At 43.6% G+C, this 18,419-nt stretch carries 23 protein-coding genes and 1 pseudogene; 6 read left to right on the forward strand and 18 right to left on the reverse strand.

Translation table 11 applies throughout. The annotated features are described in order from the left end of the window. From STRDD13_RS08590 to STRDD13_RS03485, 12 genes are all read right to left on the reverse strand, one after another. A partial coding sequence (locus STRDD13_RS08590) for a hypothetical protein (RefSeq protein ID WP_067101905.1) occupies positions 1-1,091 on the reverse strand: 1,091 nt, incomplete at its 3' end. Further along, on the reverse strand, positions 1,088-1,489 hold the full coding sequence (locus tag STRDD13_RS03440) for a hypothetical protein (protein ID WP_231852552.1): 402 nt from the start codon (positions 1,487-1,489) through the stop codon (positions 1,088-1,090). The genes STRDD13_RS03440 and STRDD13_RS08590, both read right to left, overlap by 4 nt. 86 nt (positions 1,490-1,575) lie before the next feature. Further along, positions 1,576-1,740, reverse strand: coding sequence for a hypothetical protein (locus STRDD13_RS08435; RefSeq protein ID WP_156471240.1), 165 nt, complete (start codon positions 1,738-1,740; stop codon positions 1,576-1,578). 1 nt (position 1,741) lies between these two features. Continuing rightward, a complete protein-coding gene (locus tag STRDD13_RS03445; RefSeq protein ID WP_067101908.1) occupies positions 1,742-2,134 on the reverse strand; it encodes a hypothetical protein in 393 nt (130 codons plus the stop codon). Positions 2,135-2,144: 10 nt separating this feature from the next. After that, positions 2,145-2,348, reverse strand: a complete 204-nt coding sequence (locus STRDD13_RS03450) for a hypothetical protein (RefSeq protein WP_082781167.1) — start codon at positions 2,346-2,348, stop codon at positions 2,145-2,147. Beyond that, entirely contained in the window at positions 2,349-2,984 is a 636-nt protein-coding gene (locus tag STRDD13_RS08705) for a hypothetical protein (protein ID WP_067101912.1), read from the reverse strand. A 1-nt stretch (position 2,985) separates the two neighbouring features. Beyond that, positions 2,986-3,426 (reverse strand): hypothetical protein, encoded by a 441-nt coding sequence (locus STRDD13_RS03460; RefSeq protein ID WP_067101915.1) that lies wholly within the window; start codon positions 3,424-3,426, stop codon positions 2,986-2,988. Positions 3,427-3,472: 46 nt separating this feature from the next. Next, positions 3,473-3,685, reverse strand: coding sequence for a hypothetical protein (locus STRDD13_RS03465; RefSeq protein ID WP_067101917.1), 213 nt, complete (start codon positions 3,683-3,685; stop codon positions 3,473-3,475). Further along, positions 3,679-4,131 carry a hypothetical protein gene (locus tag STRDD13_RS03470; RefSeq protein WP_231852553.1) on the reverse strand — a complete coding sequence of 151 codons (453 nt, stop codon included), beginning with the start codon at positions 4,129-4,131 and terminating at the stop codon, positions 3,679-3,681. Before STRDD13_RS03470 ends, STRDD13_RS03465 begins: the two co-directional genes overlap by 7 nt. A 33-nt stretch (positions 4,132-4,164) precedes the next feature. Continuing rightward, entirely contained in the window at positions 4,165-4,542 is a 378-nt protein-coding gene (locus tag STRDD13_RS03475) for a hypothetical protein (RefSeq protein WP_231852554.1), read from the reverse strand. A 10-nt stretch (positions 4,543-4,552) separates the two neighbouring features. Further along, positions 4,553-4,762, reverse strand: a complete 210-nt coding sequence (locus STRDD13_RS03480) for a hypothetical protein (protein ID WP_067101920.1) — start codon at positions 4,760-4,762, stop codon at positions 4,553-4,555. 1 nt (position 4,763) lies between these two features. Next, entirely contained in the window at positions 4,764-5,144 is a 381-nt protein-coding gene (locus STRDD13_RS03485) for a hypothetical protein (RefSeq protein WP_067101923.1), read from the reverse strand. Between the two features lie 265 nt (positions 5,145-5,409). Here STRDD13_RS03485 and STRDD13_RS03490 point away from each other — a divergent pair, with 265 nt between their 5' ends. From STRDD13_RS03490 to STRDD13_RS03505, 4 genes and pseudogenes are all read left to right on the forward strand, one after another. After that, positions 5,410-6,753, forward strand: coding sequence for an Nramp family divalent metal transporter (locus tag STRDD13_RS03490; RefSeq protein ID WP_067101926.1), 1,344 nt, complete (start codon positions 5,410-5,412; stop codon positions 6,751-6,753). A 237-nt stretch (positions 6,754-6,990) separates the two neighbouring features. Next, on the forward strand, positions 6,991-8,337 hold the full coding sequence (gene gorA, locus STRDD13_RS03495) for a glutathione-disulfide reductase (protein WP_067103181.1): 1,347 nt from the start codon (positions 6,991-6,993) through the stop codon (positions 8,335-8,337). 11 nt (positions 8,338-8,348) lie between these two features. Beyond that, on the forward strand, positions 8,349-8,543 hold the full coding sequence (locus tag STRDD13_RS03500; RefSeq protein ID WP_067101929.1) for a hypothetical protein: 195 nt from the start codon (positions 8,349-8,351) through the stop codon (positions 8,541-8,543). 207 nt (positions 8,544-8,750) lie between these two features. After that, positions 8,751-9,300, forward strand: a pseudogene (locus STRDD13_RS03505) (biotin transporter BioY). Between the two features lie 180 nt (positions 9,301-9,480). Here STRDD13_RS03505 and STRDD13_RS03510 read toward each other — a convergent pair. Next, positions 9,481-9,699, reverse strand: a complete 219-nt coding sequence (locus STRDD13_RS03510) for a YdbC family protein (protein ID WP_067101933.1) — start codon at positions 9,697-9,699, stop codon at positions 9,481-9,483. Between the two features lie 89 nt (positions 9,700-9,788). On the opposite strand from STRDD13_RS03510, the gene STRDD13_RS03515 reads away from it, so the two are divergent. Further along, positions 9,789-10,115: a hypothetical protein gene (locus tag STRDD13_RS03515; RefSeq protein ID WP_067101936.1), complete on the forward strand. Its 327-nt coding sequence runs from the start codon at positions 9,789-9,791 to the stop codon at positions 10,113-10,115. Positions 10,116-10,219: 104 nt separating this feature from the next. Here STRDD13_RS03515 and STRDD13_RS03520 read toward each other — a convergent pair whose 3' ends face one another. The 4 genes from STRDD13_RS03520 to STRDD13_RS03535 form a co-directional block, all read right to left on the reverse strand. Continuing rightward, positions 10,220-11,359: a 5-methyltetrahydropteroyltriglutamate--homocysteine S-methyltransferase gene (locus STRDD13_RS03520; RefSeq protein WP_067101938.1), complete on the reverse strand. Its 1,140-nt coding sequence runs from the start codon at positions 11,357-11,359 to the stop codon at positions 10,220-10,222. 388 nt (positions 11,360-11,747) lie between these two features. Beyond that, positions 11,748-12,749 (reverse strand): UDP-glucose 4-epimerase GalE, encoded by a 1,002-nt coding sequence (gene galE / locus STRDD13_RS03525; protein ID WP_067101941.1) that lies wholly within the window; start codon positions 12,747-12,749, stop codon positions 11,748-11,750. A 102-nt stretch (positions 12,750-12,851) separates the two neighbouring features. Beyond that, positions 12,852-14,336 (reverse strand): UDP-glucose--hexose-1-phosphate uridylyltransferase, encoded by a 1,485-nt coding sequence (gene galT, locus STRDD13_RS03530; RefSeq protein WP_067101944.1) that lies wholly within the window; start codon positions 14,334-14,336, stop codon positions 12,852-12,854. Between the two features lie 10 nt (positions 14,337-14,346). After that, positions 14,347-15,513, reverse strand: a complete 1,167-nt coding sequence (locus STRDD13_RS03535) for a galactokinase (protein WP_082781204.1) — start codon at positions 15,511-15,513, stop codon at positions 14,347-14,349. Between the two features lie 119 nt (positions 15,514-15,632). Here STRDD13_RS03535 and STRDD13_RS03540 point away from each other — a divergent pair, with 119 nt between their 5' ends. Next, positions 15,633-16,634 carry a LacI family DNA-binding transcriptional regulator gene (locus STRDD13_RS03540; RefSeq protein WP_067101949.1) on the forward strand — a complete coding sequence of 334 codons (1,002 nt, stop codon included), beginning with the start codon at positions 15,633-15,635 and terminating at the stop codon, positions 16,632-16,634. A gap of 89 nt (positions 16,635-16,723) precedes the next feature. Here STRDD13_RS03540 and STRDD13_RS03545 read toward each other — a convergent pair whose 3' ends face one another. Further along, positions 16,724-18,331 (reverse strand): glycoside hydrolase family 13 protein, encoded by a 1,608-nt coding sequence (locus STRDD13_RS03545; protein WP_067101952.1) that lies wholly within the window; start codon positions 18,329-18,331, stop codon positions 16,724-16,726. Between the last annotated feature and the right edge of the window lie 88 nt (positions 18,332-18,419).

An 18,419-nucleotide genomic window follows, 5' to 3' on the forward strand; every position in this document is an offset into this window, starting at 1 on the left:
CCTTCCATCTCTTCTATTTCCTTTCGGAGGCTCCACGCTAAGGCCTTTGCTTGCTCACTATCTAGATAGATGCGCTCTGATTGAGATAGTCCACCACCTTCTCCTTTTAGTCGTGTGGCGAGTTGCCCGAGCGACAGAAAGCGTGCCCGTTCTCCCTCGCGCAGCTGTTGGAATCGCCATTTTCTTTTGATATCCTCTGCGCTGACCAAGCGCAATGGCTGTCCACTTGCTCCGATAACCTGCCCCCATTCATTGAATGAAAAGTTGTCCAACTGGTGGTTAGCCATCACATTATTCGTGGTTTCCCCTATATCAAAGACGAAACCCCATGGAGAAAACGCTCTCCCTGGCACTCTATAAGTGATACCTAGGGGGTCTTCTCTCTTTTGATTCATTTGTAAAACGAGGGTTGGATCATAGGTCCCAAAATTCCCAATCAAATCATAATCAACTTGAAATCGAGCATACAAGTCCTTGTTTTTCTTTAAAAAGTTAAGATTTTCTTCGGTCAAATGGTCCAGTGGACTCGGTGCATTGTAGACAGTCGCTGGGCTCTGATGCTTAATGGCGATGATCAAGGCTAAAAAACCGCCTAAGGAATGACCTGTATAGCTGATATAGGAATTGGGATAGCGGGCATGGATAGCATCTGCGAATTCATAGGCACTTCCAAGATGGGTAGGGACTTCGACGTAGTCGAACGGTTCTTCTTCCCTCGGTAAAGCCGGTGGGAAATACACATCTTGCGCGTAACCTATGTCAGCATCCGGTACACTATCTTTCCTTGCTTTCCAAGTCTTGTGATCTTTCCTTCCGGAAACGACTACTTCCAGGTCTGTCCCAAGGTCTTTAGAGTCTGAAGCATTGGTCCCTGCGTAGGCAATGACAATCTCCGATGTATCGACCTTCCTATCCACGACCGGCGCTACCGCCATGGCCTGCATACCGTTTTGAGTGTTGTCTTCGGTGGCGAGGAGTTGGTATTTTTTTCTAATTATCTGTTCCCCTTGTCGGGGGGTGTGATTACCATTTAAGATATCAATATCATATACAGCTTCTGCAATTTCTTTATAATCCATTTCTGTAATCATGCTGACCATCTTTCATAAAATATAATTTCAACATCAGTTAGAATTGTGTATGCAGTTTTTTTATCTTTTAACATCAGGTCCGTGCCATCTTCAGCTTGTCCACCGTTCAAGTAAATCTCTCCACCAAATCCCCATAACTTAAAAGTTCCAGTATATTTATCATTGATTCGAACACCGCTACTCCAAGAACCTGTCTTCATATTGTACTCGAAGCTTGTAAATTCAACCTTTTCGACCCCTTCATAGTTATTGTAAGCATACAAGGCCATCCGCTCCTGCTCGTGACGGATCAGTTCTGCTTCTTCCTTTGCCCTTTGTTGATACAAGATCACCATCCCGATTGCCCCTAACATTAAAATGAATAGACTGATAAAAAGCCATTTTTTCTTTTGTTTCATGTCGCTCTCCTTATGGTATGTTATAAAGAAATTAAGGCTAATTTCCTTATAGTATAGCATAAAAGCAAAGCAATGTATGCGCTTTCTTAATCATGACCTGCATGCCGTTTTGGGGTATTGTTTTCTATGGTGAAGACAGTGAATTGATCTTCAGCTACTGTGTCACCTTTGCGATGAGGATCCGGTGTTTTTCCGGAATCAACTTTATAAACGTCATTCGCTATATTATTATAGTCTCTATCTGTAATCATCCTAATCTCCTAAATATATAACTTCAATGTCTGATATGTTGAATTCCTTTCTATTTTCTAGACGAATCAACTCAGCTCCAGAATTTTGAGATAAAAGTTGACTCATACCAATTTCACCATCTAAGCCCCATAATGTAAAATTCACTTTAGTTTTATCATTTACTGTAGCATAAAATTCATATGTTCCTGTTGAACTATTGTAAAAATGCTTCGTGAATTGTACCTTCATCACTCCCTCATAATTTGAAGCAACATACAATACCATCCGCTCCTGCTCGTGGCGAATCAGTTCTGCTTCTTCCTTTGCCCTTTGTTGATACAAAATCACCATCCCGATTCCCCCTAACATTAAAATAAATAGACTGATAAAAAGCCATTTGCTCCTTAATTTCATATCACCCTCCTTATCTTGATTTGTATCCGTTTCTAGCAATGACAGCTACTGTCGCCATGGCTTGCATGCCGTTTTGGCTGTTGTCTTCGGTGCCGAGGACGTGGAATTGATCTTCCGCTACTGTGTCACCTTTGCGATGAATATCGGGTGCTTTTCCTGAATCAACTTTATAAACGTCATTCGCTAGAGTATTGTAATCTCTATCGCTAATCATTTAATTTCCCTTCCAGTATATAATGTTTACCGATTTTAATGAAGAAACATTCGATTCTGGATTTTTAGGTCGTAGATAGTCTCCCTTGTCATTTCTTCCTTTACTGACTGTGATATCTCCTCCAAATCCCCATAATGTTAAAATAACATGATACTCTCCGTTTATAACGACTTCACTGTCCCATGTTCCAGTCATAATATTTTCCTCAAAACTTGTAAACTCCACCTTTTCAACGCCTTCAAAGTTATTGTAAGCATACAAAGCCATCCGCTCCTGCTCGTGGCGAATCAGTTCTGCTTCTTCCTTTGCCCGCTGTTGATACAAAATCACCATCCCGACACCTCCTAAAATTAAAATGAAGAGACTGATAAAAAGCCATTTGCTCCTTGATTTCATATCTCCCTCCTTATCTTGATTTGTATCCGTTTCTAGCAATGACAGCTGCTGTCGCCATGGCCTGCATGCGTTTTGGGTATTGTCTTCGGTGGCGAGGACTTGGAATTGCTTTTGTGTTGTAGTATCAAAAATTATATCGTTCACAACAACTGGGTCCGTGTCATTCGCTTGAGCTTTGAGCGATTCTACATTATAAACTATATCTGCAAATTCTTTATAGGAACTATCAGGGATTGGCATTTTACTTCCCTTTCTCACTTGAATAGATAATATTGATACCATCTAATGATATATTTTCTATTTCATCTATTCGTTTCCCTACTGGAGAAAACTCATCCGCCTCTACCTTCTTCGTCAAATGAAAGGTCCCCGAATTATACCTTCCTCCACTAATTTCGTTTAAACCAGATAAACTTCTAAAATTTATACTGATTCTGTTCTCACGATTTAAGATTATTGTAGTGTGCCAAGTCCCAGTTTCAGGAGATTGGCTCCATCCATTAAACTCGATTTGATCAATTCCTTCATAATCATTAACCAGCATTTTTGCGATACTAGTCTCCAGATTCCTTTGTTGCTCCTGTTCGGATTTGTGCCGTACAGCGTTCAAAATCACCATCCCGATACCGCCTAACATTAAAATGAATAGACTTACAAAAAGCCATTTTTTCTTTTGTTTCATGTCGCTCTCCTTATGGTATGTTATAAAGAAATGAAGGTTAATCCCCTTATAGTATAGCATAAAAGCAAATCAATGTATGCGCTTTCTTAACCGTGGCCTGCATGACGTTTTGAGGGTTGTCTTCGGTGGTGATTACTTGGAAGGTGTGCCCGCCGGATTCAAAGGTTTTTCCTTTTTTCCAAGAATGTGTTGTTTTCCCAGAATCAACTCTATAAACGCCGTCTGCGATTTCATTATAATTTTCATCTGTTATCACCATCTATTACTCCAATATTTTATTTTAATATTTTCTAAATTTTGCTGATGAGCTGTTTCATCCTTTGCTTTTAAATTATTCTTTTGACTCCAACTGACCACATACTTGTCAACTGAATCATTAAATTGAAAAAACGTTATTTCCATTTCAATATTTTTATTGATAAATAACAGAGCTGTCATAGAACCTGTCGTCTTATTATTTTCAATTTTTTCAAACTCTATCTCTTCTACACCCTCATAATGGTTCACTAAATACAGTGCCATCCGCTCCTGCTCGTGGCGAATCAGTTCTGCTTCTTCCTTTGCCCGTTGTTGATACAAGATCACCATCCCGATTCCCCCTAACATTAAAATGAATAGACTGATAAAAAGCCATTTGCTCCTTGGTTTCATATCTCCTTCCTTATCTTGATCCGCTAAATAATGATAGCTTTGCTCTGTAATCATTCTAACCTCTCCAGTAATTTATATTTATATCTGTTACCGTGGATATATCTGTAAGATTCCCCAAATTCGTTTTTTTATTAATTTCTTATTGTTGCTCTGCTTTATATGATTGCCAATCCCTATTTCACCTTCAGAGTTCAAGTTTATGACTGAAAGAGTAATATGAATATCACCATTGACAGTTGCATTAGCCGACCAAGTTCCAGTTGCTGAATTCTGTCTGAAACTAGTAAACTCTATCTCTTCTACACCTTCATAATAGTTCACTAAGTACAGTGCCATCCGCTCCTGCTCATGACGAATCAGTTCTGTTTCTTCCTGCGCTCTTTGTTGATACAAGATCACCATCCCAATTCCCCCTAACATTAAAATGAATAGACTGATAAAAAGCCATTTTTTCCTTAATTTCATATCTCCCTCCTTATCTTGATTTGTATCCGTTTCTAGCAATGATAGCTGCTGTCGCCATGACCCGCATGCCGTTTTGGGTGTTGTCTTCGGTGGCGAGGACTTGGTATTTGCCGTTTAATATTTTCATATCTTCAGAAATCGGTTTTCGATCAGACTTATTTGTATCTACATGGTATACTCTACCGGCAAGTTCATTATAATCTTTATCGCTTCCTATCATATCAATCCCTATTATATTTTAGTTTAATCGTATCTAACGTAATATCTAATTTGTTCTCGCTTCTTTTTAATTTAAAATTAGTATGATAATCAACAGATATATTCCCATCTATTCCCGCTGAGAATATCGTTACAGTTGACTCATTATTTACTCTAGCTTGACTACTCACATAGCCGGTTTTTTGATCAGTATAAAAGTCTTGAAACTCTATCTCTTCAACACCTTCATAATGGTTCACTAAGTACAGTGCCATCCGCTCCTGCTCATGACGAGTCAGTTCTGTTTCTTCCTGCGCTCTTTGTTGATACAAGATGACCATCCCGATTCCCCCTAAACTTAAAATGAATAGACTGACAAAAAACCATTTGCTCCTTGATTTCATATCGCTCTCCTTATGGTATTTTCTAAAGAAATGAAGGTTAATCCCCTTATAGTATAGCATAAAAGCAAAGCAATGTATGCGCTTTCTTAATCATGACCTGCCTGCCGTTTTGGGTATTGTCTTCTATGGTGAGGACGGTGAATTGATCTTCAGCTACTGTGTCACCTTTGCGATGAGGATCCGGTGCTTCATTGGAATCCACTGTATTCTCCCCTGGTTAATTGTGGTATAATCTCTTTATTCTATCTTTTGAAAGCAGGTCTCTATGTCGAGCAACGATACTGAAAAAAAGTCTCTACAGGAAATTAACCAATCTATCGCTGTCCCTAAAAAAGCTTCCTTTTGGAAGAATCTCTTTCTTTTTTCCGGACCTGGAAGTCTGGTCGCAGTCGGCTATATGGATCCAGGAAATTGGATTACAAGTGTTGTAGGAGGAGCAAACTTTCGCTACTTACTACTATCTGTTATTCTATTTTCGTCCTTGATCGCCATGCAGCTACAACAAATGGCTGGCAAATTAGGGATCGTCCATCGGAAAGATCTAGCGCAAACGACCGCGACACACTTGCCCACTTGGTTACGCTACCTTTTGTGGGTCGTCATCGAGTTAGCCCTGATGGCCACTGATTTGGCAGAAGTCATTGGATCAGGGATTGCCCTCCATCTGCTCTTTGGCTGGCCCCTGCTGTTTTCGATTTTGATTACGATTTTTGATGTCTTTTTATTGCTTGGACTGATGCGATTAGGATTTCGAAAGATCGAAGCCATCGTCTCCACCTTAATCCTCACCATCTTGGCTATCTTTGTCTATCTAGTCCTTCTATCACGACCAGACTGGGCGGGAATTGCGCAAGGATATCTCCCTCAAAAGGAAGTATTGGGCATCGGCCTATCAAATGGTGGGCAAGCCCTGACTTTGGCCTTGGGGATTATTGGTGCGACCGTCATGCCTCACAACCTCTATCTCCACTCTTCCATCTCACAGACGCGTAAAGTGGACTATGACGATCCAAAGGATATCCGAAGAGCCGTGCGCTTTATGACCTGGGACTCCAATATCGAACTGAGCTTGGCTTTTGTTGTCAATTCCTTGCTTCTGATTTTAGGTGCTGCCCTCTTCTTTGGACATGCTTCTGAAATCGGTGCTTTTTCTAGCATGTATGATGCCCTACAAAACAATCAAATCGCAGGTGCAATCGCTAGTCCTTTTCTCTCGACCCTATTTGCGGTGGCCCTTTTAGCGAGCGGTCAAAACTCGACCATCACCGGAACCTTGACTGGGCAGATTGTTATGGAAGGCTTCCTTCGCTTTCGTTTACCACAGTGGGTCGTACGTCTCTTGACACGGTTCCTGGCCTTGTTACCGGTTATCATAGTAGCCTTTTTATTTGGTGACAAGGAAAGTGTCCTAGATAATCTTCTCGTCTACTCTCAGGTTTTTCTCTCCATCGCCCTACCTTTTTCTATTTTTCCGTTGGTTTACTTCACATCAAAAAAAGAAATCCTGGGAGAATTTGTCAATGCAAAATGGAATACCTTCCTAGCCTATGGGATTGCCATTTTGTTAACCATTCTCAACCTCCAACTCATTTTTACAACACTTTTCTAACACAAAAAACTACCTGGAAATAGATTCCCAGGTAGTTTTTAGGAGATTATGAAAATATTTAGGATGACTATAGTATATCCGATCTTTCTATCAAGAACATCCGTCTTCAGACTGATTTTGTCTCTCTCCACTGTCCCCTTCCTCGCTTCGACTAGCTTTTCCCATATCAAATCTGAGCAAATTCTTCCTAAAAAGAGTACAATGAGGTCAGATCATTATCAATCAGGAGAAGAAAATATGAGAGAATTTGATATTATTTCAATCGGTGGTGGTTCCGGAGGAAGCGCCGCTATGAACCGAGCAGCCATGCATGGGGCTAAGGCTGCAGTGATTGAAGGAGGCCTCCTGGGCGGTACCTGTGTCAATATTGGCTGTGTACCCAAGAAAATCATGTGGTATGGGGCCAATGTAGCAGAGACCTTTGCCAAATATGGACCCGATTATGGCTTTTCTGCGGACAAGCTCGATTTTGACTTCCAAACTTTGAAAAAAAATCGAGATGCCTATGTCCAACGCTCCCGCCAATCGTATGGCAATCAATTTGAGCGCAACGGAGTCACCCTCATCGAAGGCTATGCTAAGTTTGTCGATGCCCATACAGTAGAAGTCGCAGGTGAACTCATTCGTGCCAAACATATTTTGATCGCAACGGGAGCTAGACCGAGTCTTCCAGGCATTCCTGGACAAGAACTGGGTATTTTTTCGGATGACATTTTTAATTGGGAAGAACTTCCTGAATCCATCGCCATCGTTGGGGCTGGTTATATCGCTGTCGAAATGGCTGGGGTCCTAAATAACCTGGGTGTCAAAGTCGACCTTTTTGTCCGGAAAGAATCTCCATTACGCTACTTTGATGCCTACCTTTTAGATGGTCTAGTCACAGAGATGAAAGATTCTGGCATCCAACTCCATACACACAAGATTCCGTCTAAACTAGAAGCTAACGGGGATGACCTTCTTTTGCACTTTGAAGATGGGACGACCCACCAAAATAAGGTGGTCCTCTGGGCCATTGGTCGCGAGGCGAATGTAGACCAGCTCAATCTTCAGGCGGCCAATGTCGAACTAACCGATCGCGGCTTTATCAAGGTGGATGCTTTCCAAAACACATCAACTCCCGGTATTTATGCACTAGGAGATGTCTCTGGAGAGCGTGAGCTGACACCCGTTGCCATTAAAGCTGGACGGACTTTGGCAGAACGTCTATTCAATGGTCAACACGATGCAAAAATGGATTATTCGACCATTCCAACTGTCATCTTCTCCCACCCAGCCCTTGGAACCGTTGGACTAACAGAAAAGGATGCGATCAAACAGTATGGAGCAGACCAGGTCAAGGTCTACACGTCTACTTTTTCTTCCATGTATACAGCTGTCACCCAACACCGGCAAGAAGTACGACTCATGCTGGTCACCGTGGGACCAGAAGAGAAGGTCGTGGGTCTTCACGGACTAGGGTATGGTGTCGATGAAATGATTCAAGGCTTTGCAGTTGCGATCAAGATGGGGGCCACCAAGGCAGACTTCGATGCAACGGTTGCCATCCACCCAACCGGCTCAGAAGAATTTGTAACCATGCGTTAAAGGAGACCACTATGATTCAAAATCGTTACCTGACCATCTTTTCCCTTGGGCTCATCCTCTTCACCTTTGCAAATATCCTCTTTCAATGGATCAGCGGTCCATTGGAACGGATTTTAGTGACGCTGACACTCCTTGCTTTGCTAAACGAGTTTTTACATAGTGCCCGTCGATTCCGAGAATACCAGAAACGAAACGGTCGCTCCTAATCAAAAGCCACTTGAACTCCTATAGAATCCATGATCGCTATCACAATACTGGCTTTCCAAGATTCTCTAATTGTTCAAGTGGTTTTTCCATGTCTTCACTCGGATATACTGACCAGTGTTACGAATCTTGGTTCTTGAACCGCTTGACAGACGCGTCTGTCCATGGTATAGTTATGTTACCCTGTTTATTTAAGAAAGGTAACAATTATGAAAACAAATCCGATTCGTTCATTGGTCTACAGTGCCATCGGTGCTGCATTAATCGCAGCCTTATCACAGATTGCAGTGCCTCTTGGCCCTGTTCCTTTTACCCTCCAAACCTTGGCAATCGGCCTCCTTGCAACCTTATTTGCCCCAAGAGAGGCGATTGCAAGTGTCTCCCTCTACTTGCTATTAGGTGCGATTGGGCTCCCCGTCTTTGCGGGCTTTCATGGGGGCTTTCAGGTCTTGATTGGACCAACTGGTGGTTTTCTTTGGGCCTTCTTGATTTACGCTGCTTTAACCTCCTCCTTGGTCACGCTCAAGAGCCATCCCATTTGGATTTTTTTAGTCAATGTGCTCGGTGTCGCCATTACCCTGGCAGGGGGGGGCCTGGTTTTATACTTTGGTCACAAAAATCCCTTTACAACAAGCTCTAGCGGTCACCGTCCTGCCCTTCATCTGGACAGGAATCCTCAAGATTTTTGCGACCGTCTGCTTCACTGTCTTACTACGTCCCATTCTTGAAAAAGAACCTTATTGGAGGGAACAAAAATAAGAGAGTGGGACAGCAATCGGTCATTCGTTAGAATTCGATTTCGTCGTCCCACCTCCGCACAGTTGAGTCGAGCTGTAAAAGCGGATGAAATCAGCCTAGTAGTGCCCACTCAACCACTGCGTCTTGCTCGACAATCCAAAAACAATTGAGAGGCTGGGACTTTTGTCCCAGCCTCTTCTTTTATTTGTGATTGGAAAAAGCATCTACCAGCACTTGAAACTCTTCATTGGATAAGGTAATTCCTTTCCCCATCTTTTCATGGTCAGGACTCCAGGTGCGAATATCATATTTAGCTGGTGCACCATTAAACGATACACGATTTAGTTCTTTCGTCCATCCCTTGTCATTTTCGGATAAGACCAACAGTTTTTCTTCAATCTCAAATGTAAATGTAGCCATCTTTTCCTCCTATTTATTTATTCGTAAAGGCTTGTTATTTTTTTAAAATTTCTATATTATTATTTTATCAAGGAAGAGAGGTTTTTTCTATGAAAAAGTTTTTTCAGCCACTTTTGGAACGGCTACACAATTTTTTAGAAGGAATGGTCGACCCTGAAGAGGATATTCCGGGGGATGACACCATCGAGACAGAGGAAACCTTACACCAGCTGGAACAAGCTCAGAAGGCAGGCAAGGCTGTCCACGTCATTTACGGACAAAAGAGTTTTACGGGTGACATTGCTCGACTTGACTCCCATCAAGTGGTTCTTAAGGATTTTTCTCGCTCTCGAACCAGTATCATCCTGCTGCCGGATATCAAGCGGGTTCGCCCTGTACCTGATGCGATTAAAATCTCACAAACCAAGAAAATTTGATTTCTTCCTGCTATAAGGCGATTCCCCTTCTCACTCAAGAGAAGGGGTTTTTAGTCACAAAAAAGGAGCTCCTTCGAGCTACCTTTTTGGGATTTTAACTCATTTTATCCCCAAACTTCATCCACGATTTCTTGGATGAGGGCGATCTTCTTCCATTGATCTTCTTCAGTTAGGATATTTCCTTCCTCTGTTGAGGCAAAGCCACATTGGGTAGAAAGATAGAGGTTTTCTAGGGGAACATATTGACTGGCTTCTTTGATACGGGCAATCACCTCTGCCTTATCTTCCAGTTGGCCACTTTTTGAGGTTAAAAGACCTAGAACAACTCCTTTTCCTGGAGTAACCTTTTCAAGGGGCTCAAAGCCACCCGCACGATCTGTATCGAACTCCAAGAAATAGGCATCTACTTTTTCTTTGTTCAGTAATTCTTCTGCAATCGGTGCATATCCTCCAGATGAAGCCCAGGTAGAATGGAAATTCCCACGACAAACATGGGTGGTCAAGGTTAAGCCTTGAGGAATGTTTTCGTAGACATCATTGTTTAAGGTCAAGAAGAGGTCTGCTAACTCTTGACGTACTTGATCTTTGCTCTTAGATTGAGGGGCTCCCCATGCTGTCAAGAAGTTGTCGTCGACAAGGACGCCCCAAGTACAATCATCGATTTGAAGGGTCCGCAATCCAGCTTCATACAAATCTTGGATGACTTGCAAATATGCTTTCTGAATCGCCTGACGAACATCCGCGAAATCAGGATAAATCCGATTGAGTTGGGCAACGTGTTCGGCATCACGGATCAACTCAAAGTAAAACTGAGAAGGTGCTGGAATGGTGTACTTAGCTTCTACTCCATCTACATCAGCGACCAAGTCACGCAAGAAAGTGAAGTGCTTAACGAAAGGATGGTTCTCACCTGTAATCGGTGCCACGATCAAGGCTGAGTCTGCTTTAGTCGTTTCGTCATGAAATTGGTAACCTACTTCTGCTTGAACGTGATCAATCCCTCCGAATCCCCAGAAGAAGTCTAGATGCCAATAAGCCCTGCGGAATTCCCCGTCTGTCACGGATTTGAGTCCTGCCTGGATCTCTTTTTTGACCAAGTCGCGAATGGCTTGATCTTCCACTTCTGTCAAAGCTGCTTGATCAATCTTTCCTGCATTAAACTCTTCACGCGCTTGAATCAGCTCTTGTGGACGAAGGAAGGATCCAACATGGTCTACTCTGTGTGGGGCATGGGTCTGTGTCATAAAGTGTCCTCTATTTCTTTCTAGTTTTCTTCTATAAGATGAATATTTTCATTATACTATGTGAATCTAGTGTTCACAAGGAGAAAGCGACATTGCGCTAATCCTATTTCTTTGATGAAGTTATATGTTTTTGCTATAGCTCTTTTCATCACTGAACATTTTCCCCCTCATCAGACTGAGACACACACCTTTCAATCCGTTTGGTCAAAAAAGAGGCTGGGACAAAAGTCCTAGCCTCTCCATTATTTTTGGATGGTCCAGCAAGATGCAGTGGTTGAGTGGGCTCTACTAGGCTGATTTCATCCGCTTTTACAGCCCTACTCCACTGTGCGGAGGTGGGAGGACGAAATCGAATTCTACCGAATGACCGATTTCTGTCCCACTCTCTTTACTCCCTATCTGCATAGCCATCTGGATGAAGACGATGCCATTCCCAGGCTGTGGCAATGATTTTTTCGATGTTATCAAATTGTGGCTGCCAGCCTAAAACCTGCCGGGCCTTCTCTGAAGAGGCGATCAGAGTATCTGGGTCTCCTGGACGACGGTCCGCTTTTTCGGCTGGAATGTCTTTTCCCGTCACCTTGCGTGCTGCTTCAAGAATTTGAAGATTGGAAAATCCAGTAGAGGAACCCAGGTTAAAGGCTGTGGATGGATGACCTTTTCGGAGATATTCTACAGCTAGTAGGTGGGCGTCTGCCAAATCAAATGGGTGGACGTAGTCGCGGACATTGGTCCCATCTGGTGTCTGGTAGTCATCCCCAAAAATCATGATCTTATCTCGTTTTCCTTGGGCTACTTGAAGGATAATAGGGAGAAGGTGCGTTTCTGGGCCATGGTCTTCACCGATCGATCCATCTGGTTTCGCCCCAGCTACATTGAAATAACGAAGAGGAACATATTGAATCCCATAAGCCTGGTCAGACCACTTCATGATGGTTTCCATCATCAATTTGCTTTCACCATAAGGATTAATAGGCTTTTGAGGTGTCGTTTCTAAGATCGGAATTTGCTCTGGAATGCCATAAGTCGCCGCTGTCGATGAAAAGACAATCTTTTTGACACCACATTCGTTCATTACTTCTAGGAGCTTGACCATCCCAGCGGTGTTGTTATCAAAATACTTGAGTGGCTGTTCCATCGACTCCGCAACCAATGAATAGGCTGCAAAGTGGATCACCGCATCTATGTCAGGATTTTCCTGAAAAACGCGTCGCATAAAGTCTTGATCTGCTAGATCTCCTTCATAAAAGCTGGCTTGGGGATGGATCGCAGCTCGGTGTCCTGTCACAAGGTTATCCACGACAACGACACGTTCTTGCCCTTTTTCAATGAGGCGATCCACCATATGAGAGCCGATATAACCAGCTCCTCCCAATACTAAAATTCCCATCTTTCTTCCTTTCCTTTTCCATTTAACGACCATCCTCAAGGTCGGTTTATCAGCTCCGCTTCAACAACAAAGCACTGTCCGTCTTGTTTTTCTATTTTAGCATCATTCTTGTGGCAAGGCAAGCTGGTCTAGGAAGCGTCTGAAGGCTTGTCTACCGGCTACGTCCGTCTTGTAGACTCCTGCATCTTCCAAAACACGGGCAAAAATTTCCGCCACAGACTGGCGTACAAGGGATTGAACCGTATCTGGTGTCACCTGTGGATGGTGTTCCTTGAGCGAACGGGCCCAGTCTTGGTGAAGCTCTGCTACCTGATCACGTTGGCCTAGCAGGTATTCTTCGACTTCTTTTAATTCTGCTTTCAATCTAGGAGGTAAAATAGCCAAGCCCATCACTTCAATCAATCCAATATTTTCTTTCTTAATGTGCTGGACATCAGGATGCGGATGATAGATTCCGTCCGGATATTCTCCTGACGTTTGGTTATCCCGAAGGACTAAGTCTAATTCAAACTGTCCATTCTTTTGACGCGCAATCGGTGTGATCGTGTGGTGCGAAACTCCGTTGGAAGACGCTAAAATCTGGGCCTCTGGATCTGAATAGTCCTTCCAGCATGCTAGAACCTTGCTCGCTGCCTGAACGAGAGAAGTTTTGTTCTGACTTTTCAATCGAATCACCGACATCGGCCATTGAACGATTCCTGCCTCGATATCTTCAAATCCAGCAATCGCAAAATACTCTTCGATGCCGGCAACTTCCATTGGAAAAGTATGGCGTCCTCCTTGATAGTGCTCATGAGACAAGATGGACCCTCCTACGATCGGCAAGTCTGCGTTGGACCCTGCGAAATATCCTGGAAATGTTTCCACGATGGAGAGAAGGCGTTCAAAGGTCAAGGGACTAATCTGCATCGGCTCATGTTTTCCATAAAAGAAAATGGCATGCTCGTTAAAGTAGGCATAGGGTGAATACTGAAAGCCCCATTCCTGGTCCTCCATATGGAAGCGAATCACACGGTGATTGGACCTGGCAGGATGATTGAGTCGTCCTAGATAGCCTTCATTTTCCATACAAAGTTGGCACTTGGGGTAGTCTGAAGCTGGTAGTTCCTTAGCAGCAGCGATGGCTTTAGGGTCCTTTTCAGGCTTGGACAAGTTGATGGTAATCTCCAACTCTCCATACTGGGTTGGAGCCTGATAGATGATGTTTTGTGCGATTGCCTTGAGCTTGATATAGTCATTGCGCTTACTCAGGGCATAAAAATCAGCAATGGCCTGGTCCGGATCTTTCTCATAAGTCTGCCAAAATGTCTGATTGACCAGACTTGGTCGGGGGGTCACCAAATCCATAAGCTGGCTTCCCACAATTTCCCTTTCTTCAAAACTAGATCCGATGTTTTTTTTCTGATAGGCTACTTCGATCAACTGGTCCTTGAGGTCGATCAGATCACTTGCTGTCGTCTGAGCCTGCGCCACTTCCTCTCCCAAGAGGCGATAAATCTGGTTGGTGAGGTAGACGCGATCCAGCTCTTCAAAGTCACTGTTTTCAATCACTGCGGTGACAAATGCTTGTACGAGATTCTTCTCCATATTGCCCCCCTCAATCTAAACGGTGCGTTCCGCCAGATACTTCTGCAATGTAGAAGCTTGGAGCATAGCCGATGCTCGCTGTGTAAGCTTGATTCACAGCATCTTGAAAAGCATCTACGGCATCCTTACGGACAAGAGCAATGGCGCATCCTCCAAAACCAGCACCTGTCATACGCGCTCCTAGGACTCCTTCTTGTTTCCATGCCGTATGGACCAAGGCATCCAACTCCTGTCCGGTCACTTCGTAATCCTGCTCCAGCGAGACATGAGAAGCATTCATCAACCGACCAAACCGCTCTAAATCCCCAGCTTCTAAAGCCTTTCGAGCTTCCAGTGTCCGTTGATTTTCGAGCACTGCGTGACGAGCGCGTTTGAGGTGGGTAGGCTCTTGGATCAGATAACTATACTGGTCAAAGGTCCACAGATCTAACTCTCCCAGACTAGTGATTTCTAGAGCAGCCTGTAAATCTCGAAGAGCTGCCTCACACTCTGAACGTCGTTCATTGTACTTGGAATCAGCCAGCTCCCGTCGCTTATTGGTATTCATAATGACAATGACGGCATCTTTGAGATCCAGAGGGACCAAATCGTACTCCAAGCGATTGGTATCCAAGTAAATGGCTCTATTCTCTGCCCCCATTCCGATTGCAAATTGGTCCATGATGCCTGATTGAACACCAATAAAGTCATTCTCCGTCTGCTTTCCGATTTGGACCAAGTCTAAGCGCTCCAATGGGAGTTCAAATAAGTCTTGGGCAATGACCCCCATAAGCAACTCCAAAGAAGAGGAGGACGATAAGCCTGCTCCGTTTGGAATCGTTCCAAAGATATAGATATCCATACCACAATCAATCGGATGGCCGGCTTGTTGTAAGAAATAAAGAACCCCCTTGGGGTAATTAGCCCATTTATGGCTTTCATCGTATCCCAACTGGTCTACTGAAAGTTCGATGATTCCCTCTTCTTTAAAATTCCCAGAGAAAAATCGAATCACTTTATCGGAACGTTTGCGGGCGGCACCGTAGGTTCCTAGGGTAATAGCTGCTGGAAAGACATGTCCTCCATTGTAGTCGGTATGCTCTCCGATGAGATTGATCCGACCGGGAGAAAAGTAGGTATGATCAGCCTCTACCCCAAAAGTTTGCCGAAACTCTTTTCTTAATTCGTTGATCTTCATATCGATATCCTCCATGTCTTGCTTTTCTACTTATCAGTGTACTCTCCTTTTTGACAATTTGCAATAATTTTACTAAAATTTTATTAAATATATTTTACTGATCGGAGAAAGGAAAAAATATGGCCACTTTAAAAGACATTTCAAAATTATCCGGCTACTCCCTAGCGACAATTTCCCGCGTCCTCAACAAGGATGACAGCTTAGCAGTGACAGAAGAAACCAGACATAAAATCCTGACCATCGCAGATGAACTTGGGTATCAACGGCATCAAAAGAGTGGGAATTTCAAAAAAATAAAACAAAGTATTGCCATCATCCAATGGGTGGCAGAAAAAGAGGAGCTGGACGACTCCTACTATTACCACATTCGTATGGGGTTAGAAAAGCGAGCTCAAGAGTTGGATTATGGCATCTTACGCTACTTTAATGATTTGCCTTTTCGCTTAGGGGAAGAAGTTATCGGGGCAATCGGGATTGGAAAGTTTAGTCCTCGTCAAATAGCGGACTTTGAAAGACTCAACTGCCCTCTCGTCTTCGTAGATAGTGATACCTTGAACCAGGGCTATCCTTGTGTCATGGCCGACTTCACCAACTCTGTTCACAAGGTTTTGGACTATTTTATCGAGCATGGGCATCAACGAATCGGTATGATTGCTGGACAGGAAACAACAACTGATAAGCAGGTCGTCCTCCAAGATCCACGGGTCAGTACCTATACCAGCTATTTGATGGAAAAACAACTCTATGATCCAAGTCTTGTCTTTACGGGCGACTTTTCAACGACAAGTGGACATGAGTTGATGCTGGAAGCGATCCGTATCTTGGGTGAGGATCTTCCTGAGGCCTTTTTTATCGCAAATGATCGGCTAGCTGTAGGAGCCCTCCGTGCCTTACAAGAAAAGGGCTTATCTATCCCAGATCAGGTCAGCTTGATTTCCTTTAATGATACTAGCATCACTCGAGAGGTCTATCCCAAGCTATCCGCCATCACAGTCTACACCGAAGAAATGGGACGAACAGCCATGGACATCCTGAATAAGCAAGTCCTATCCCCCTCGAAAATTCCGACTCTCACGACACTAGGAACCCAGTTGACGATTCGTGATAGTTGTCGCTCCTAGTTTTTGCTTCTGCAACAAGTGGAAATCCTAGCATCAAAAAACTCCACGAAGACATTGACACGCTTCTTCGTGGAGTTTTCTTTTGATTTTTAGAGTCGGACACAAACAGCATCCCATGCGTCTAAATGATGCAAGGGAACAAGCGATGTCACATCAGTATTGGAAATGATGACTTGAGCCCTTCCCAAGTCCAAATCCACCACTTGCTTTTGATCCGAGAGATTGACAAGAATCAAGTAAGTAGCTTGATAGGTTTTGCGTTTGTAGGCAACGACCTTATCAGCCGTCTCCAGCAATTCGAAATCGGCTTCTATCAACCAATCTTCTTTTTTACGCAATTCGACCAGCTTTTGATAGGTATAAAAGATCGAATCAGGATTTGCCAAAGCGGCTTCCACATTGATCTCTTTATAATTAGGGTTTACCGCAAGCCAAGGATGGTCACTCTGTGTAAATCCGGCCTGTTTTGTCCCATCCCACTGCATAGGTGTCCGTGCATTGTCCCGTCCCACCATGCGAACTTGAGACAAGAGCTCCTCCAGATCTTGCCCTTGCTCTAGAGCCTCTGCGACATAGTTTTGACTTTCAATATCTTGGATCTGGCTCATGTCTGTAAAGGGATAGTTGGTCATTCCAATCTCTTCTCCTTGGTAAATATAAGGAGTTCCCCGTAGGAGATGAAGGAGAATGGCAAAGGCCTTGGCAGACTTTTCTCGATATGCTCCAGTATCCCCCCAGATGGAAAGGACACGCGGGAGATCATGATTGTTCCAAAAAAGGGAGTTCCATCCTTCCTTGACACCCAGTTCAGTCTGCCATTTCTTGAAAATTTCTTTTAAACGAGGGACATCAAGTTCCTTTTGATACTGCCATTTCGGTTTACCTTCTTGATATTGAAGGCCGATATGCTCAAACTGAAAGACCATGGAGAGTTCACTGCCGTCTGGGTTGGAATAAAGTTTGGCGCTGTCTGGGCTCGCCCCCCAGGTCTCCCCGACAGTCAGAAGATCTTTCTGGCCAAAGGTGGCTTGATTCATCTCCTTGAGGTAAGGATGGAGCATCGGACCGTTGTTAACGATTTTTTGGTCCGGAATTTTTCCAATCATATCGATCACATCCATCCGAAATCCACCGATCCCTTTGTCAATCCAGAAATTCATCATGTCATAGATTGTTTGGCGAAGGACAGGGTTTTCCCAGTTGAGATCCGGCTGTTTCTTGCTAAAGAAATGAAGATAGTATTGGCCGGATGTTTCATCATATTGCCAAGCCGAACCACTAAAGGCCGAGGTGAGATCGTTGGGTTCATCTCGCCAGATATAAAAATCACGCTTAGGGCTAGTCGGATGCTCTCTTGCTTCGATAAACCAAGCATGCTCATCAGAAGTATGATTGACCACTAAGTCCATAATGATCCGAATATCGCGAGCACGAGCTTCTTGGATGAGCTGATCCATATCTTCCATCGTGCCAAAGATAGCTGCGATATCCTCATAATTGGCAATATCATAACCATTGTCATCCATGGGACTATCGTAGACTGGGGAAAGCCAAATCGCGGTCACCCCCAACTTTTGTAAGTAATCCAACTTGCGGATAATTCCCTGCAAATCCCCCATCCCATCTCCGTTTGAATCCAGAAATGACTTAGGATAAATTTGATAGATTGTTGCCTTATGCCACCAGTGTTGTTCCATGGCCGCCTCCTTTTCCTCTTTTCTTTTATTGTACGCTTATTGACAGGAAATGCAAGCGTTTTCGAAAAAGTCATCCCATTCACAAAAA

The organism is Streptococcus sp. DD13 (assembly GCF_001578875.1).
Lineage (GTDB): Bacteria > Bacillota > Bacilli > Lactobacillales > Streptococcaceae > Streptococcus.

What these genes read in the sequence shown, in the direction of transcription:
- STRDD13_RS03440 (WP_231852552.1), bottom strand. Translation starts at nt 1,489, where the DNA reads ATGAAACAAAAGAAAAAATGGCTTTTTATCAGTCTATTCATTTTAATG.
- STRDD13_RS08435 (WP_156471240.1), bottom strand. Translation starts at nt 1,740, where the DNA reads ATGATTACAGATAGAGACTATAATAATATAGCGAATGACGTTTATAAA.
- STRDD13_RS03445 (WP_067101908.1), bottom strand. Translation starts at nt 2,134, where the DNA reads ATGAAATTAAGGAGCAAATGGCTTTTTATCAGTCTATTTATTTTAATG.
- STRDD13_RS03450 (WP_082781167.1), bottom strand. Translation starts at nt 2,348, where the DNA reads ATGATTAGCGATAGAGATTACAATACTCTAGCGAATGACGTTTATAAA.
- STRDD13_RS08705 (WP_067101912.1), bottom strand. Translation starts at nt 2,984, where the DNA reads ATGCCAATCCCTGATAGTTCCTATAAAGAATTTGCAGATATAGTTTAT.
- STRDD13_RS03460 (WP_067101915.1), bottom strand. Translation starts at nt 3,426, where the DNA reads ATGAAACAAAAGAAAAAATGGCTTTTTGTAAGTCTATTCATTTTAATG.
- STRDD13_RS03465 (WP_067101917.1), bottom strand. Translation starts at nt 3,685, where the DNA reads ATGGTGATAACAGATGAAAATTATAATGAAATCGCAGACGGCGTTTAT.
- STRDD13_RS03470 (WP_231852553.1), bottom strand. Translation starts at nt 4,131, where the DNA reads ATGATTACAGAGCAAAGCTATCATTATTTAGCGGATCAAGATAAGGAA.
- STRDD13_RS03475 (WP_231852554.1), bottom strand. Translation starts at nt 4,542, where the DNA reads ATGAAATTAAGGAAAAAATGGCTTTTTATCAGTCTATTCATTTTAATG.
- STRDD13_RS03480 (WP_067101920.1), bottom strand. Translation starts at nt 4,762, where the DNA reads ATGATAGGAAGCGATAAAGATTATAATGAACTTGCCGGTAGAGTATAC.
- STRDD13_RS03485 (WP_067101923.1), bottom strand. Translation starts at nt 5,144, where the DNA reads ATGAAATCAAGGAGCAAATGGTTTTTTGTCAGTCTATTCATTTTAAGT.
- STRDD13_RS03490 (WP_067101926.1), top strand. Translation starts at nt 5,410, where the DNA reads ATGTCGAGCAACGATACTGAAAAAAAGTCTCTACAGGAAATTAACCAA.
- gorA (WP_067103181.1), top strand. Translation starts at nt 6,991, where the DNA reads ATGAGAGAATTTGATATTATTTCAATCGGTGGTGGTTCCGGAGGAAGC.
- STRDD13_RS03500 (WP_067101929.1), top strand. Translation starts at nt 8,349, where the DNA reads ATGATTCAAAATCGTTACCTGACCATCTTTTCCCTTGGGCTCATCCTC.
- STRDD13_RS03510 (WP_067101933.1), bottom strand. Translation starts at nt 9,699, where the DNA reads ATGGCTACATTTACATTTGAGATTGAAGAAAAACTGTTGGTCTTATCC.
- STRDD13_RS03515 (WP_067101936.1), top strand. Translation starts at nt 9,789, where the DNA reads ATGAAAAAGTTTTTTCAGCCACTTTTGGAACGGCTACACAATTTTTTA.
- STRDD13_RS03520 (WP_067101938.1), bottom strand. Translation starts at nt 11,359, where the DNA reads ATGACACAGACCCATGCCCCACACAGAGTAGACCATGTTGGATCCTTC.
- galE (WP_067101941.1), bottom strand. Translation starts at nt 12,749, where the DNA reads ATGGGAATTTTAGTATTGGGAGGAGCTGGTTATATCGGCTCTCATATG.
- galT (WP_067101944.1), bottom strand. Translation starts at nt 14,336, where the DNA reads ATGGAGAAGAATCTCGTACAAGCATTTGTCACCGCAGTGATTGAAAAC.
- STRDD13_RS03535 (WP_082781204.1), bottom strand. Translation starts at nt 15,513, where the DNA reads ATGAAGATCAACGAATTAAGAAAAGAGTTTCGGCAAACTTTTGGGGTA.
- STRDD13_RS03540 (WP_067101949.1), top strand. Translation starts at nt 15,633, where the DNA reads ATGGCCACTTTAAAAGACATTTCAAAATTATCCGGCTACTCCCTAGCG.
- STRDD13_RS03545 (WP_067101952.1), bottom strand. Translation starts at nt 18,331, where the DNA reads ATGGAACAACACTGGTGGCATAAGGCAACAATCTATCAAATTTATCCT.